13 protein-coding genes are annotated in these 15,563 nt (G+C 41.1%); 8 read left to right on the top strand and 5 right to left on the bottom strand.

Translation table 11 applies throughout. The features are described from left to right. Nucleotides 1-18: 18 nt before the first annotated feature. A complete protein-coding gene (gene lptD / locus ACT3S9_RS12615) occupies nt 19-2,265 on the bottom strand; it encodes an LPS assembly protein LptD (RefSeq protein WP_441834383.1) in 2,247 nt (748 codons plus the stop codon). A gap of 104 nt (nt 2,266-2,369) precedes the next feature. On the opposite strand from lptD, the gene ACT3S9_RS12610 reads away from it, so the two are divergent. Genes ACT3S9_RS12610 through djlA form a run of 3 tightly spaced genes read left to right on the top strand, consistent with a single transcriptional unit; the run spans nt 2,370 to nt 4,909 of the window. Continuing rightward, on the top strand, nt 2,370-3,359 hold the full coding sequence (locus ACT3S9_RS12610) for an aminoglycoside phosphotransferase family protein (protein WP_441834392.1): 990 nt from the start codon (nt 2,370-2,372) through the stop codon (nt 3,357-3,359). Nucleotides 3,360-3,366: 7 nt separating this feature from the next. Beyond that, entirely contained in the window at nt 3,367-4,056 is a 690-nt protein-coding gene (gene murU / locus ACT3S9_RS12605) for an N-acetylmuramate alpha-1-phosphate uridylyltransferase MurU (protein WP_441834391.1), read from the top strand. Next, nucleotides 4,046-4,909, top strand: a complete 864-nt coding sequence (gene djlA, locus ACT3S9_RS12600) for a co-chaperone DjlA (protein WP_441834382.1) — start codon at nt 4,046-4,048, stop codon at nt 4,907-4,909. Before murU ends, djlA begins: the two co-directional genes overlap by 11 nt. An 8-nt stretch (nt 4,910-4,917) precedes the next feature. Here the strand turns inward: djlA and ACT3S9_RS12595 are convergent, their stop codons facing one another. The 3 genes from ACT3S9_RS12595 to rapA all read right to left on the bottom strand — a co-directional run bounded on the left by ACT3S9_RS12595 (nt 4,918) and on the right by rapA (nt 9,195). Next, nucleotides 4,918-5,064: a hypothetical protein gene (locus ACT3S9_RS12595; protein WP_441834381.1), complete on the bottom strand. Its 147-nt coding sequence runs from the start codon at nt 5,062-5,064 to the stop codon at nt 4,918-4,920. 453 nt (nt 5,065-5,517) lie between these two features. Continuing rightward, nucleotides 5,518-6,171 (bottom strand): bifunctional tRNA pseudouridine(32) synthase/23S rRNA pseudouridine(746) synthase RluA, encoded by a 654-nt coding sequence (gene rluA / locus ACT3S9_RS12590; RefSeq protein ID WP_441834380.1) that lies wholly within the window; start codon nt 6,169-6,171, stop codon nt 5,518-5,520. A gap of 129 nt (nt 6,172-6,300) precedes the next feature. Beyond that, nucleotides 6,301-9,195, bottom strand: coding sequence for an RNA polymerase-associated protein RapA (gene rapA / locus ACT3S9_RS12585; RefSeq protein WP_441834379.1), 2,895 nt, complete (start codon nt 9,193-9,195; stop codon nt 6,301-6,303). Nucleotides 9,196-9,395: 200 nt separating this feature from the next. Here rapA and ACT3S9_RS12580 point away from each other — a divergent pair, with 200 nt between their 5' ends. After that, a complete protein-coding gene (locus ACT3S9_RS12580) occupies nt 9,396-10,364 on the top strand; it encodes an IS30 family transposase (RefSeq protein WP_086959932.1) in 969 nt (322 codons plus the stop codon). 213 nt (nt 10,365-10,577) lie between these two features. After that, nucleotides 10,578-11,975, top strand: coding sequence for a PhoH family protein (locus ACT3S9_RS12575; protein ID WP_441834378.1), 1,398 nt, complete (start codon nt 10,578-10,580; stop codon nt 11,973-11,975). A gap of 122 nt (nt 11,976-12,097) precedes the next feature. Here ACT3S9_RS12575 and ACT3S9_RS12570 read toward each other — a convergent pair. After that, a protein-coding gene (locus ACT3S9_RS12570; protein WP_086957897.1) for an IS3 family transposase occupies nt 12,098-13,248 on the bottom strand; the annotation gives its coding sequence in 2 pieces (ribosomal slippage) (nt 12,098-12,993 and nt 12,993-13,248; 1,152 coding nt in all). A gap of 50 nt (nt 13,249-13,298) precedes the next feature. Here ACT3S9_RS12570 and ACT3S9_RS12565 point away from each other — a divergent pair. The 3 genes from ACT3S9_RS12565 to ACT3S9_RS12555 all read left to right on the top strand — a co-directional run bounded on the left by ACT3S9_RS12565 (nt 13,299) and on the right by ACT3S9_RS12555 (nt 15,555). Beyond that, nucleotides 13,299-13,442, top strand: a complete 144-nt coding sequence (locus tag ACT3S9_RS12565; protein ID WP_444750957.1) for a hypothetical protein — start codon at nt 13,299-13,301, stop codon at nt 13,440-13,442. Between the two features lie 387 nt (nt 13,443-13,829). Continuing rightward, nucleotides 13,830-14,657 (top strand): Hpt domain-containing response regulator, encoded by an 828-nt coding sequence (locus ACT3S9_RS12560; RefSeq protein ID WP_441834377.1) that lies wholly within the window; start codon nt 13,830-13,832, stop codon nt 14,655-14,657. Then, complete coding sequence (locus tag ACT3S9_RS12555) at nt 14,641-15,555, top strand: diguanylate cyclase (protein ID WP_441834376.1); 915 nt, start codon at nt 14,641-14,643, stop codon at nt 15,553-15,555. Before ACT3S9_RS12560 ends, ACT3S9_RS12555 begins: the two co-directional genes overlap by 17 nt. The last annotated feature ends 8 nt before the right edge of the window (nt 15,556-15,563 follow it).

The following is a 15,563-nucleotide window of genomic DNA, read 5'->3' as shown; positions in this document are numbered from 1 at the left end:
GCTAATAGTACAGTGGTACTAGTTATTAAGAAAATAGGGTCTACGATAGCCAAAAATACCTTGTTGTAATAATTTTTGTGCATCATAACGGCTTTTACTACCTAGCCCTTTTAATACAATATTAAAACCAATACTGGTATCAAAAGTTGCTTGGTCTTGACCAATCGCTTGATTTAAATCAGTTTCAATTTGACGACGGCCGGTAATTTGAAATGCCCAACAGCAAGATTCATATTGTAACCCGCTGAATATTTCGATACTACGACCACCTTCTAAATCACGGTGATAGCTATTTACAAACTGCCATTCTTTGCTCAGTGGGATACTGGTAAACAAGCCAATTTGTTCGATTGTATTGCCTGAGACATCATTTGCATAGCGATGGTTCAATTGTACCAGCTCATTATTGTCACCTTTATAATCTAAAGTAACATTTGATTGGATAATTTGCCTACCATCTGTGTCGTATTGAATGCCTCCAGATAAATACCAGCGGCGATGCCAATGTACCATGGTTTGCGCTGCAAACAAGGCATTGTAGTTGGTATCTGAGTTTAATCCTTGTGATGTTGGCTTAGCATCATCACTGAGATAAAATATTTGCCCGGCACTAAAATTAAATAACTCTTCACTATTGCTATCAAATAATCGCGTAGTTGCCCCTAAGGTAAACTGATTTGCGGCGGCTATTCGGTCTACGCTTGAAAAACGCACATCTCTAAATAAACCAAAAAAGTCATCTTGTAACTTAGTGGTGTCATATAAACCAATATCAGACTGATCTTTATTAGGTGTATATAGATATTGCACCTGAGGCTCAAGGGTTTGAATGCCGTCGTCTACAAATATAGAGGTGTCACGTTCAAAATTAAGTTGGCTGTATAAGCGCACTTTCGGCAGCGTTCTTGATACTGATTCTTTATACTCAGTGCCCGTTAAGTCACCTTCTTGCTGATAATTAGTATGTAGTACACTGAACTCTGATAAAAATGACCATGCATATTGTTGATACTCAAAGCTTGCTTTTGGCTCGACATGTATACGAGTGGCCTTTTCAATTTGCGCCGTGTCATTGGTGAAGTGACTTAGCTCGCCATCAAGCGTTAGATTCAGGTTAGCAAAATTAAACGGTGCTGTTTGCGAAAAGCTAATTTGTGGTAATGCCGCATAAGACTCTTGGTGATCACCAAGCACTTCAAAGTTTTGAATTTTAATGTCTGTGCGCCATGTTTCACCTAAGTAACTTAACGAACCAGTACGATAAAGCTGAGTGTCTGTGCTTGTTGCGTAATTTGAATTGAGATCTGTCAGGTAGTTATCGTCACTAACATTGGTAATATCAATATTGGCTCGCCAATTTTCACCAAAGTAACTTTGTTGTTGCCAATGAAACAAATAGCGAGAACCTAGAGATGTTTCTGATTCATCACGGTCTAAATACTCTATACCGACTAAACCTTGGCTACTTTCATTTAAATAACGAAACTCTCCTTGTAATTGCAGGCCTTTTTTAGACATGTAACGAGGAGTAATCGTGGCATCGTAATTAGGCGCAATATTCCAATAATAAGGAGTGATAGATTCAATACCATAGCGGCCGGAGCTTGAAAAATTAGGTGTTAATAATCCTGATTTACGGCGATCATCTAGCGGAAAGGTGAAATAAGGTAAGTAAAATACCGGTGTATCCATAATACTTAAAACCATATTATGGGTTTCGCCCCAGCCTTCTTCGCGAGATAGTAAAATTTGCTCTGCTTGAATATCCCAAAGTGGTGTTTCGCTTGGACAGGTAGTAAAGCTTGCGTTCAGTAGATCTAAGCCAGAATTGTTGACTGTGAGTTTTTCTGCGCCGCCGCGACCTTGTTGCTGAGTCAATTTGTAATCAGCGCCCAGCAAGCTCACTTCTGAGTTATTCAGATCAGCGTTTAATCCTGCGCTATTTACTTCGCTAACTAAATCGCGGTAGGTAATTGGCCCGGTAGCATTTAGTAAACCGCGCTGCTTATCGACAAGTGCACTTTGTGCGGACAAACTCATAGTAAGGGTGTTAATATCAACATTGCCAGTAAATTCTGCACTTTGGTCGCCGAGTAGTTCGATATCATCAGATTGAATATCAACTACACCTTCCTCAAGGACAGAAAGCGGCTGCCAAGCTCTGGTTTGCATTGAATTGCCACAAAAATTGTGTGCCAGCTCAGTTTCGGCAAATGATGGTGCGCTAAGAACGCTTAGCATCATTATGCCCCAGGTTTTGCTCATTTAGTAACCTTAATCGAGTGTCGTTGAATATTAGCTAGACATAATAAAGGAAAACAATGGCAAATACAGTAATTGACTTAGTGAAAAATAGATATCATTACGAAATGGACCGTTATAAAAGTTTACAGCAGTTTTTAATCCCTCACTTTAGTGGTGATGAATACCAGTTAGCTGCAATCACCGGAGACGCCAGTTTTCGCCGTTACTTTCGCCTTAATCGAGGGCAAGAGAGCTTTATTGTGATGGATTCTGATCCGCAAAAACTCGATAACACCCCTTATATAGAACTTAACAAAGTATTCTCACAGCATGGCTTCCAACTACCAAAAATATTACACGCTGATGAAAAACAAGGATTCTTCTTATTAAGTGATTTAGGAAACACTCACTTAGCAGATTTACTTGATGATGAGCAGCGGACTCATCATTACCAACATTTAATTTCACTCAGTGCCAAGTGGGCAAAAACCCCAGCTGGCAAACATATGAAAGATTTTGATCGCAGTTTTTTAGAGCTGGAACTTGGCATTTTTAAAACCTGGCTGATTGAAGGATTACTTGACAGTAACCTTAATCAACAACAATTAACTACTTGGCAGCAAAGCAGTGAAATACTAATTAGAAATGTACTCGCTCAGCCGAGTGTTACAGTACATCGTGACTTTCACAGCCGTAATATTATGCGCAGTAACGAGCAATGGGCCATTATTGATTACCAAGATGCCGTTCAAGGTCCTGTTTGTTATGACTTGGTCTCTTTATTACGAGACTGCTATTTTAAGCTTCCAGCTGATGAATTAAGCCATTTGCTTAATTACGCTTTTACTGAGTTTAATCAGCAAGGTTTGCTTAATAACGTGACCTTTTCACAGTTTAAGCAGTGGTTTGATTTAACGGGGATGCAACGCCATTTAAAAGCTGCAGGTATTTTTTGCAGATTAAATTTACGCGATGGTAAAAGTGGCTATATGAACAATATTTTACCTACCTTACACTATATTAGTGATGTGGCTAAACACTACCCAGAGCTACAAGCGCTGGGGTTATGGATAGAGCAAAGTGTGATCCCAGATGTTCAAGAGAAGTTAGGTTAGTGATATGATGAAAGCGATAATCCTGGCTGCAGGGCGCGGAAAACGTATGATGCCGCTTACTAAAGAGTACCCCAAACCGATGCTTAAGGTGTTAGGTAAACCGCTCATTGAACATCATATATGCGCCTTAAAGCAGGCTGGTATTACAAATATTGTGATTAACTTAGCATGGCAAGGCAGTAAAATTGTTGATTACTTTGGTAATGGCGGCCGCTTTGGGGTGAGTATTGAATACAGCCCAGAGCCTGAAGGTGGATTTGAAACCGCGGGTGGCATTATTGCTGCGCTGCCATTATTAACTGAACAATTTTTAGTGATTAACGGCGATATATTCACCGATTATGATTTCACTTCGTTAACTCAGTTACATCTTGAAAATAGTGAGGGGCATATTGTACTAGTCGATAATCCAGCGCATAACCAAAACGGGGACTTTTCATTAAACCACAGCGAAATGCAAACCGAGCGCTTTACATTTTCAGGTATTAGTCGTTTTGGCCGTGATTTTTTTAATAATTACCCCGCTGGTAGTTTACGCCTTGGTCCAATTTTAAAAAAGCAGCTCGCCAGTCAGCGGGTATCGACTGAGCTTTATTTGGGGCAATGGGACGATATTGGTACGCCTCAGCGCTTAGCGCAACTGAATGACTCAAAAGTAGAATTTAATATTAATAGGAGCGATGCCCATGTGGGGTAAAATTCTTGGTGCCTGTTTTGGTTTTATGTTTGGCCGTATTATTGGTTTATTTATAGGTCTTTATTTAGGCCATATGTTTGATAAAAGTTTAAAACAAAATTTTGATAAAGCAGGTGGCTTTAGCGGACTTTTTAAAGGCGATGGCGATGTAAGCGAGCGCCAAGCGCTATTTTTTTCAAGTTGCTTTTCAGTTATGGGGCATATTGCCAAATCAAATGGACGAGTAAGTGAAATTCATATTCGTGCCGCTGGCTTATTTATGGATGAAATGGGGCTTACGGGTGACGACCGCGTCGAAGCTCAGCAAGCCTTTAATGCGGGTAAAGAAACTGATTTTTCAATTAAAGAAACTGTTGATGACTTTAAAGAGCGCTTTGCGAGACGCCATGATTTACTGCAGTTATTTTTAGAAATTCAAATTCAAATGGCGTTCTCTGATGGTGTACTTGCCGAACAAGAAAAAGAGTTACTGCAAGAGGTAAGTAAACAACTGGGTATTTCTAAAACCCAATTTACTTTTTTACTCAAGCGTTACCAGGCGGAGTTTAACTTTCGCCAGCAACAACAACGTCATAATCAACGCCAGCAAGGGCAAAGCAGTAGTTATCGCGAAGGTTCAGGGCACCATGTGCCTCCTGATAACGGTATGAGTCGTAAACAAGCTTTGGCACTACTAGGTTTAAACAGTGAAGCAACAGCACGAGAAATTAAAGTCGCGTACCGTAAACTAATGGCGCAGCATCACCCTGATAAACTAGTATCACAGGGGTTGCCAAAGCATATGATGGAGCTTGCGGTGAAAAAAAGCCAAGATATTCAAGCGGCTTACGAGTATTTAAAAAAGGCGTCGTAAAAAGCCGTCTATTTCTTTGGCGAGCCTTGACGCTGATCAGGCTCGCTGGGTAAACCATTTAACTCAGTACGTAAAAAGTTAACTCCTGTATTATTCGTTGGAGTGTGTTGCCAATCAGCAATGATCAACACGACACCTCGTTGACTTGCTGTCATACTTTCGCGATGCCAAACTTATAAATTCGACTTCACCGGCGAGCAGTGGACGAACTTCTTCGTTAGGTAAAAAGCTTAATATCATCGTTTATCAGGCTAGACCTAGATATGATATAACCGGCTTCCCACACTGGCGTGGCAGCGGCAATGCTGGCTGCAACGATTAAGTGCGTACAATAGTGGAATAACATAACCGGCAATCACTTAAAAAATAAACGTAATGATTTATCGGCTAACAGGCGATATTATTTAGCTACATTAGGGTGGTCTATCTTTTTAGGTTAAATTTACAGCAGCTTGTTTGGTTTTAAGTCAAATTAGGGCGCGTGTAGTGTGGTTGCTCTTTATTAATAGTCGATAACGCAGCATAAATTTTAAGCATGCACTGTCTCTAGAGCTCTGCCTAGATTGAACAAATTTTAATCCTGCAAGAAAGCTCAACAGATTCTAGTATTAAAACTCAGGCTCAGCTTCAAATACGAGTTGCTCCTCGGTTACAGGGTGAGCTAAGGCTAGCATTTGAGCGTGCAACTGCAAACGTGTTACCCCCGCTAACGCATCAGAGCGAGCGTAAAGTCTATCACCTAAAATAGGATGGCCTAAGCTGAGCATATGTACACGTAATTGATGAGAGCGACCGGTAATGGGTATAAGCTCAACACGGGTTGCCTGTTCCTCATATTCAAGTACTTTAAAGTGAGTGAGCGAAGGCTTACCTTTATCATGATCAACCATCTGTTTAGGACGGTTAGGCCAGTCACAAATAAGCGGTAAATCTACCGAGCCAGTTTCTTGTTCCAGTCTCCCAAAAATACGGGCAATGTAACGTTTGGCGGTTTGGCGCTTTTGAAATTGCATACTTAAATGACGGTGCGCCGCTTTATTCATGGCTAAGCAAATAATCCCAGAGGTCGCCATATCTAAGCGATGGACAATTTTAGCCGTAGGAAATACACGGTTTACGCGGGAAATTAAGCAGTCAGCATGCTTAGGATCTTTACCCGGGACTGTTAATAACTCACTGGGCTTATTTAAAATCAGCAAATCATCATCTTGATATAAAATCGTGAGATAAGGAGTTAATGGGGGATTGTAGTTAATTAACACAGCGAGCCTTAATGATTTTGTAAGGGGACTATTTTAGTGGAGTGAGTTAAAAGGCTCAAGGAAAATTTGTGCGTGGCGTAAATACTCACCACGCTTTTACAAACTTAAATCTTATCCTTACAACTCAAATTAATGTGACACTACAATTAAGCGTATTGCATCAAGCTGTAACTGGGCTTTTTCAATATGCATAGTTAGCTCGGTACGTTGTTTATCGTAGAAGTTTATTTCTTCATCACGAATATTTGGGTTGATTTGTTTAAGTGCCGTTAACCGTGCTTGCTCTTGTGCAAGTGATGCTTGCATGTTGGCTAGCGCCTCACTTCGAATGTCTTCAAGTTTGGTTTGTGCTATATCTTTTGCGGTGGTTATCATTGGATGAACAGCGGTTTGTAATGCGCCGGCTAATTTACTCGCTGTTTGACGCCCCACGGCTGAAAGCTGTTGGTTAAAGCCTTCAAAACCAACGTTATCACCTAGGTTGTTACTGCTCTTATCAAGCAAGATACGAATCGGTGTTGGCGGTAAAAAACGGCCCACTTGTAAAGCTTTTGGCGCCATGGCTGCGGCTACAAAAATTAGCTCTACAAAGAAAGTGCCTGGCGGTAATTTTTTGTTTTTAAGCAGAGCAACAGAAGCCGTACCAAAGTCGTCATCGCAAATCATATCTAAGCTGCCTTGCACCATTGGGTGATCCCAGCTGATGAAGTGTACATCTTCTTGTGAAAGCGCGGTGTCACGATCAAAAGTGACGGTCATGCCATCTTCTTTTAAGCCTGGGAACGATGGGTTTAACATGTGTTCGGTCGGCTTTAAAATAATGGTATTTTCGCCTTTATCCTCTTGGCTTACGCCGAAAGTGTCAAATACGTTGATCATATAGCTTGGTAATTCAAACCGGTTGTCTAGTTTTTCAATTTCACTAACTAATGAATCCGCGGCGCCTTGGCCTGACGAATGGAGTTCTAATAAACGGTCACGGCCATTTTCCATTTGCTGGCGTAATGTTGCGTTTTGTGTTGCAACTTGCTCAAGGAGTGGATCTAGCTCCTCTTCGTCGCAGTTGTGTGCGCCAATAAATTCAAGTAGTTCTTCACCGAACTCCTTATAAAGTAACTGGCCTGTGCTTGAAGTAGACTCAAAGGCATCTAGACCTTCATTATACCAGCGTAATAATACTTCTTGAGCAGTGTTTTTAAAATACGGCACATGAATGTTTACATCTTGCGTTTGACCGATACGATCTAAACGGCCAATGCGTTGCTCAAGTAAGTCTGGGTTAAGTGGTAAATCGAATAAAACTAAATGATGTGAAAACTGGAAGTTACGACCTTCTGAGCCAATTTCAGAGCATAGTAATATTTGTGCGTTGTCGTATTCATCGGCAAAGAAAGCGGCAGCGCGGTCACGCTCAATAATCGACATTCCTTCGTGGAATACAGAGGCTTTAATAGCTTCGCGTTCACGCAATATTTGCTCAAGGCTAATAGCAGTTTCGGCTTTGGCACATATTAATAATACTTTTTCGTGCTTTAACGTTTTTAGCGTCTCGATCAACCAATCAACACGTGGGTCAAACATGCCCCAACTGGCGCTTTCGCCTTCAAACTCTTGGAATATTTTTTCAGGGAATAACGCACGGTGTGCGGTTAGTTCTGCACTTTGAATGCCGCCCATATTGCCAAGCACCGCCATAGCCGTTTTATATTGCTTAGGCTGTGTCATCGGATAAGCATGAAGCTTACGACTAGGATAGCCATCAATGCCACTGCGGCTATTTCTAAATAAAATACGGCCAGTACCGTGGCGATCTAATAACATTGATAATATTTCACTGCGCGCGGCTTTGTCACCGTGCTCGGCTTTAGCAAGTACTGCGGTGATGTCTGTTTCTTTGAGTAACTCAACTAAGGTTGCTTTGGCATTGGGTTCAAGTGTTTCTTCTTGCAATAACTGATTAGCAGCTTCTGCTACATCTTTGTAATTTTCTTCTTCAGCTACAAACGCGTCGTAATCATAAAACCGGTCTGGGTCGAGCAATTGCAAGCGGGCAAAGTGACTGCGATGACCAAGTTGATCAGGTGTTGCCGTTAATAAAATAAGGCCCGGAATATCTTGGCTTAGCTCACTCATGCGCTGATATTCGGTGCTTGGTTTATCATTGTTGATGCTTAAATGGTGCGCTTCATCAACGACTAATAAATCCCAATCGGCAAGTGTTGCTTGTTCAAACCAACGTTTCTTCTTGGTTAAAAACTCAAGGCTGGTGAGTATCAGTTGCTCGGTTTCAAATACATTAGGTGAGTCGGCAAAGGCTTCGTCGCAGCGTTCTTCATCAAAAATAGAAAAATGTAAATTAAAGCGGCGCAGCATTTCAACTAACCACTGATGCTGTAAATTTTCAGGTACCACAATGAGCACTCGGCTAGCACGGCCAGTTAAAATTTGCTGATGTAAAATCATGCCCGCTTCAATGGTTTTACCCAAGCCTACTTCATCTGAAAGTAATACTCTTGGCGCAAAGCGTTTACCCACTTCTTGTGCGATATAAAGTTGATGCGGTATAAGGTTGGCACGTTGGCCAATTAAGCCTTTAATAGGGGATTGCTGACGTTCAAACTGATGCTGCCAAGTTTGATAGCGTAAAGTGTAGCGATCAAAGCGGTCTACTTGACCGGCAAATAAGCGGTCTTGCGGTTTATTAAATTTAATAAAATGGTCTAACAATGTTTCTTTTAACTGCGCTTGCTCACCGTTATCAACGCGGGTGCCGTGATAACATAAAAGCTCGCCTTGCTGTTCAATTGACTCGACTTCAAGTTCCCATTCTTCAACGCTTTTGATCACATCACCAGGATTAAACGCCACACGAGTTACCGGGGCTTCTGACATTGCATAAACACGGGTTTCGCCACTGGCGGGAAATAAAATACTGACTTGGCGGCCTTCAAGGGCTACTACCGTGCCTAATCCTAAATCTGACTCTGTATCACTGATCCAACGCTGACCTAAGGAAAAATTCATGTATGTCTCGTCTATGAAGAAAAAGGCGGCTATGTTACCTGTTCACTAACACCACTGCAAGGCGCTATTTAGCTCGCTTTTAATTAACTTTATAACTGTGAATTATTTCCATCCTAAATTCGGATAATAAGTGCAATTTCTCAGATTAGATGGCCAGCTGTTATAATTCGGCCATTTTCTCGCCAAAGGAAATTGCTTTAATGAAATATAAACAGCTGACACAAGAAGAAAGATACCAGATTTACGCGTTAATAAAAGCAGGAAATAACCAAAAGCAGATAGCTGAAGAACTAACTCGTTCACCGTCATCTATTTCTAGAGAGCTAAAACGCAATAAAGGACTTAAAGGCTATCGGCCTAACCAAGCCAATAACTTTGCTGAACAAAGACGTAAGTCATCTTTCAAAGCAAGTAAGTTAACAGAGGACGTCACTCACTGGATTAATAAATTGTTGCATGACGGACTTTCCCCTGAGCAAGTGGCAGGCCGCTTAGCTTTAGAGAAACAGGTCGTTTTACATCATGAAACAATTTATCAATATATTTACAGAGACAAGGCTCGTGGTGGCAAGCTACATAAGACACTCACTCGTGCATGTAAAAAGTATAAAAAACGCTATGGAAGCTATGATAAACGTGGACAGATAGTTAATCGAGTCAGCATTGATGAACGCCCAAGTATTGTGGATTCAAAGTCTAGGATTGGTGATTGGGAGGGCGATACAGTGATAGGTAAAGGGCGTAAAAATGCGCTTGTCACAATGGTTGAACGTAAAACGTTATATACAGTCGTTCACAGAATTGAAAGCAAGCATGCGAAAATAACAGCCGATGCGCTGATCACGTGTATGACACCATATAAAGGTAAGGTTATTACCGTGACGTTAGATAATGGAAAAGAGTTTGCTCACCATGAGCATGTTGCACAAAAATTAGAAGCTGATGTGTATTTCGCTCATCCCTATTCATCATGGGAGCGGGGCATAAATGAGAATACCAACGGCTTACTTAGACGCTTCTTCCCCAAGGGAACTGACTTTATGGCGCTAAGTGAAGCAGAGATACAGGCGGCAGTTGATAAGCTCAACCATCGGCCAAGAAAAACAAGAGGGTATAAAACCCCTCATGAATTATTTACGGGGCAATCAGAAGTTCTGGTGGCTGCATAATGATTGCACTTAATACTTGAATTCAAGCATTTATATAAAACGTAAATAGGTAAATTCAAAACAAAAAAAGCTTTGTCATAAAAGGGTCTTTTATGACAAATAGACTAAACTGAAATTATACTTAAATAATTAAGTATTGCAGGATGAATTTCAGCCAGTGTTACTTAGTTAATTGGGTATAGCATAAAAATCATAAAACGTAAGGAAAGTGCTATGGAAAAAGCTTCGACCCTTGATAGTAAAATGTATGTGCTTGATACCAACGTATTACTTCACGAACCTCTCGCTTATTTATCTTTCCAAGAACACGACGTAGTGATCCCCATGACAGTCCTAGAGGAGCTGGATCATATTAAAGATCGCAAACACGATGTGAGCCGCGATGCGCGAGTGGCAATTCGTGGTCTAGACGAAATACTTAAAGATGCCAGCCCCGAGCAAATGTTACAAGGGGTTGCATTACCCAGCAATAAAAAAGCCCGAGCGGCCTCCACGGGGCGTTTAATTATCGTTAACGACCACTTATTTGCTGACTCTATTTCAGGATTGCCGGGTAATGAAAATGACCACCGTATAATCAATTGCGCCGTACATTTACAAAAACAGCATAGTGATAGCAAGGTGGTGCTGGTTACTAAAGATATTAACATGCGCTTAAAAGCCAAAGGCGCTGGGCTTAAGTTTGTTGAAGATTATCGCACTGACCAACTTATAGATGATATTGCACTATTAACCAGTGGTTATAAAAAAATTAATGGTGATTTTTGGCAGCAAATAGGCGAGTGCGAAAGCGAGCAACAAGGCCGAGATACTTTTCATCATGTTGCTAAAGAAACCATTCCGGATGCATTTTGTAATGAATATATTTTAGATAGCAGCGATCACTTTGCTGCAAGAGTTGAAAGTTACGATGATAAAACGTTGACCTTAAAAGATATTAGCGTAGAGCGTTTAATGAACCAAAATGCATGGGGAGTTAAGCCAAAAAATGTTTATCAAGGTATGGCGCTTGATGCACTACTTGATCCTGGTATCGAACTAGTTATTTTAACGGGCCCTGCAGGCTGTGGTAAAACTTTACTCGCGCTTGCCAGTGCTCTTGAAATGATTATTGAAAAAGGTATTTACGATAAAGTGATTGTTACACGTAACACCCCTGAAATTGCCGAGTCTATTGGCTTCTTACCTGGTACCGAAGAAGAGAAAATGGCGCCGTGGCTGGCTGCTATTACTGATACCTTGGAGGTATTACATAAAGGTGATGAAAATCCGGTATCAAGCCGTAACTATATTATGGAAAAGGCCAATATACAGTTTAAGTCGGTTAACTTTATGCGTGGTCGTAGTATTCAAAATGCGGTGGTAATTTTAGACGAAAGCCAAAACCTTACCGCCTCACAGCTAAAAACCATTATTACGCGTTGTGGCGAAGGCACTAAACTGATTTGCTCAGGTAACCTTGCGCAAATTGATAGCAACTATTTAACCCCCGTGACATCGGGGTTAACTTACATTGTCGAGCGCTTTAAAGACTTTGAAGGCAGCGCAACAGTGAACTTAAATGGTGTGGTTCGTAGTCGCTTGGCTTCATTCGCAGAGGAAAACTTATAGCTTACACCGACTATGTAAGCTCGCTAATCTGTGTTTGTATAGGGTTATTTTATAGAATCCGCTTTTAATTTTTATCATTAAGATAATAACATTGATCTGAACCATCATTAGTGGACACTTCGTTAAGCGACATTTAGTTGTTCAAATTTCTCGGGGCTTAAATAGCCTAACGCACTATGCCTTCTCTTTTTGTTGTAATCAATTTCTATATATTCAAATACATGCTGCCTCATGGTTTCTCGGTTCATAATAGGCTCATATTGGATGGCTTCGACCTTGAGTGAATGGAAGAAGCTTTCCACACACGCATTATCCCAGCAGTTGCCTTTACGACTCATACTTTGCATTAAATGATGTTCGCTTAATAAATCACGATAAGCATGGGAAGCATATTGGCTGCCTCTATCACTATGTACAATGACATCTTTAGGTCTACCTCGGCGCCAGATAGCCATTTGCAGGGCGTCACACACCAAAGATGATGTCATGCGTGTACTCATTGACCAACCAATCACTGAGCGCGAGTACAGGTCGATAATCACAGCGAGGTAAAGCCATCCTTCGCTGGTCATTAGATACGTGATATCACCTGCCCATTTTTGGTTGGGCTTATCGGCGGTAAAGTTCTGCTCAAGTAAATTAGGGGCCACAGGTAAATTGTGTTTACTGTCGGTGGTCGACTTGAATTTACGAGCTGCTTTAGCTACTAAACCCTGACGTCCCATGCTTCTGTTGATGGTTTTTACATCATGTTTATTCCCTTGCTCCGCCAGCTCGACTTGGATACGTCTCGCACCGTCTCGCTCTTTACTGTCAACAAATACGGCTTTGACCTGAGTATCTAACATTTGCTGTTGTTGTTTGCGCTTACACACGTGCTCACATGATTTTATCCATGCATAAAACCCACTTGGCGATACACAAAGTACCTTAGCCATTCTGATAACGCTGAATGTGCTTCGGTAGCTTTGCATAAATTCAAATCGTGTTATTTTTGATTTTTCGCGAAGTAGGTGGCGGCTTTTTTTAATATGTCTAGCTCCTCTGCTTGCACCGCTAGTTGGCGTTTCAAACGAGCATTCTCGGTAGCTAACGTACTTTCTCTATCTGATGTAGATGCCTTTTTCAGAGCAGCAGTTCGCCAATAGTAAAGCTGGGACTCTGCGACACTTAATTCTCTGGCAGCTTGAGCAAAACCTACTTTACTCGCCAGCTTTAGTGCTTCTTCTTTGAATTCTTCTGAATAGGATTTACGTTTGGTCTTAGTTGTCATGTTTCACCTCTATGAGTTAGTTTACTCACTTAATGAGGTGTCCAAAACTATTGGTTCAGATCACATTAGCGATCTCTGGCGGTGGCACTGGTTGTGCCATTGCTGGTGGTATTTTTGCTATGCTTACTTTATACACAATTAAAGTAAAGCGTAGCGCAGTTACAGCATGCAATGAGTGTGGCAGGTTTACTTGATACCATGTTTAATTTGTATGACCTGCGGTTGTCGTATCAGCTTGATAGAGTGTGGCTTAGTGATGTAAATAAGGCGGAAAATTATTGCTATCGTAAAACCCCCAAGTAAAGGTGGTGAAACAGTTGGTTAAGGTCGATTTGCTTCCGACCTTAAGGCCGTTAATGACTGGCAAAAAGTTATTGCCTTAATCTCGGCTTTTAGTATTATATTTCTCTGTAATAACTCAGTCCTATGGCTTATGTTAACCCCGCTGTGAGAGGAAAGAAAAGTGAATTATTAACCTCGTCTCTTGACGGTAAATTTAAACCACTATTACAACTTATGAGTTCATCATCAATCTGCAATAAACGCTGTGGGTGGTGGTTGATCTTGATAACCAATAAGGCATGCCAGCGATAGCGGAGGTTAAAATACGGAGCATCAATAAAATAGCGCTTGCTCAACGTTTATTGTATAGCCACGCGCCTCTACAGAGCACACCTGTCACTACACCTGATGTTACGGGTATGCTTATTTTAGTGGTGGATGATAATCAGCTGAACCAGGATGCTATCAGTCGTATTTTGTGCCAACAAAATATTAATGTTGTAACAGTCGATAATGCCATAACCGCCATTGAACTAGTTGATAGTTTAAGACCTGATCTTATCTTAATAGATTTGCAAATGTCTGAGCTGGATGATTGCCAAGCTATCAAGCGAATACGTAAGCATTATGATAAGCAACAACTGCCTATTTTTGCACTTGCCGCTCATAGTGAAGTAGAGGATAAAGCTCGAACTGCGGCGGTGGGGTTGAATAAGTATTTAACTAAACCGGTAGCTGCTGCAACGTTAGTGCGTGAAATTGGTCAGTTAAACTTAACTGCATCGGTGTTTTTTGACCGTCCCTTTGCCTTAGCACAATTTGCTGATAATGAAGATTTAATGGTAAAAATGTTGCAAAAATTTGCACTATTATGCGATTCTCAATTAAACCTGTTAGAAACCCACTTAGAACAGAGTGAGCTGCAACTATTAGTGCATAATATTAAAGGCGTCTCAGGAAGCTTAGGTTTTATGCGTTTATCTCAGGTAGCACAAAAGATTGAAACCAACATAAGGACGGCCAGTAACGCGCATGCTCAGGTGTTAATTACTGAGCTGAGAACGCATTTAAAGCAAGTGCTTAGCTACCTTCAAGTACAAGGGTTAATAGATGTCACAGCAAGCTAAAATACTCATCGTTGATGATGATCCTCTAAATCGTTTAGTGCTTGAAAAAACATTGCAGCATGAGTACCAAGTTTTTTTAATGCCAAGTGGTGAAAAAGCCTTAACCTTTGTGAAAAGTAATCATGTCGATTTAATTATTCTCGATATTATGATGCCTGGCATTGATGGCTATGAAGTATTGGTTGAGCTTAAGGAAAACCCAACCACTCAAGCTGTGCCGGTGATCTTTATCTCAGCGAATGATAGTCACGATGATGAGGCAAAAGGCTTAGAACTTGGCGCAATGGATTATATAACTAAGCCGTTTAGCACCGCGATTGTTCGTGCTCGAGTACGCAATCAACTGATGATAAAGCAAAAAAATGACTTACTAGAAATGCTTGCATCAATAGATGGTTTAACTGAAATCCCTAATAGGCGCTATTTAGACGATAATCTTGCTCGCGAGTGGCGACGAAGTCGTCGTAATGGCACGCCCTTATCTGTAGTGTTAATGGATATTGACCACTTTAAACGTTATAACGATTGCTATGGACATCGCGCCGGCGATGACTGCTTAAAGCAAGTTGCCCATGCTTTAGTTGCAGTATGCCAGCGAGGCAGTGATTTTGTGGCGCGTTATGGCGGTGAAGAATTTGCAGCTGTGCTGCCGAATATGGGTAAACATGATGCAATGGAATTTGCTAATAAACTACTTAACGCCGTAAAATCACTTAATATTCCTCATAGAGCATCATTAAATGCTGAATGTATTACGATTAGTGTCGGTGTTGCTACGACCGAAAATGGCCAAGTATATGCTGAGCATGCTTTATTAGAAGAGGCTGATCTTGGGCTTTATCAAGCAAAAGATAATGGCCGCGACCAGATTATTGCTAGGCTAGTGCAAGCAAGCTAATCGCGGCT

Origin of the sequence: Pseudoalteromonas sp. AOP31-A2-14, from assembly GCF_052378035.1 — a bacterium.
Lineage (GTDB): Bacteria > Pseudomonadota > Gammaproteobacteria > Enterobacterales > Alteromonadaceae > Pseudoalteromonas.
The sequence above is the reverse complement of the archived record's forward strand: the minus strand, read 5'-3'. Positions and strand labels throughout refer to the sequence as shown.

Bases quoted from the DNA above. Each gene is read 5' to 3' on its own strand.
- ACT3S9_RS12560 (WP_441834377.1), top strand. From the start codon at position 13,830: ATGCCAGCGATAGCGGAGGTTAAAATACGGAGCATCAATAAAATAGCG.
- ACT3S9_RS12555 (WP_441834376.1), top strand. From the start codon at position 14,641: ATGTCACAGCAAGCTAAAATACTCATCGTTGATGATGATCCTCTAAAT.
- ACT3S9_RS12575 (WP_441834378.1), top strand. From the start codon at position 10,578: ATGGAAAAAGCTTCGACCCTTGATAGTAAAATGTATGTGCTTGATACC.
- lptD (WP_441834383.1), bottom strand. From the start codon at position 2,265: ATGAGCAAAACCTGGGGCATAATGATGCTAAGCGTTCTTAGCGCACCA.
- djlA (WP_441834382.1), top strand. From the start codon at position 4,046: ATGTGGGGTAAAATTCTTGGTGCCTGTTTTGGTTTTATGTTTGGCCGT.
- ACT3S9_RS12595 (WP_441834381.1), bottom strand. From the start codon at position 5,064: ATGACAGCAAGTCAACGAGGTGTCGTGTTGATCATTGCTGATTGGCAA.
- rapA (WP_441834379.1), bottom strand. From the start codon at position 9,195: ATGAATTTTTCCTTAGGTCAGCGTTGGATCAGTGATACAGAGTCAGAT.
- murU (WP_441834391.1), top strand. From the start codon at position 3,367: ATGAAAGCGATAATCCTGGCTGCAGGGCGCGGAAAACGTATGATGCCG.
- ACT3S9_RS12610 (WP_441834392.1), top strand. From the start codon at position 2,370: ATGGACCGTTATAAAAGTTTACAGCAGTTTTTAATCCCTCACTTTAGT.
- ACT3S9_RS12580 (WP_086959932.1), top strand. From the start codon at position 9,396: ATGAAATATAAACAGCTGACACAAGAAGAAAGATACCAGATTTACGCG.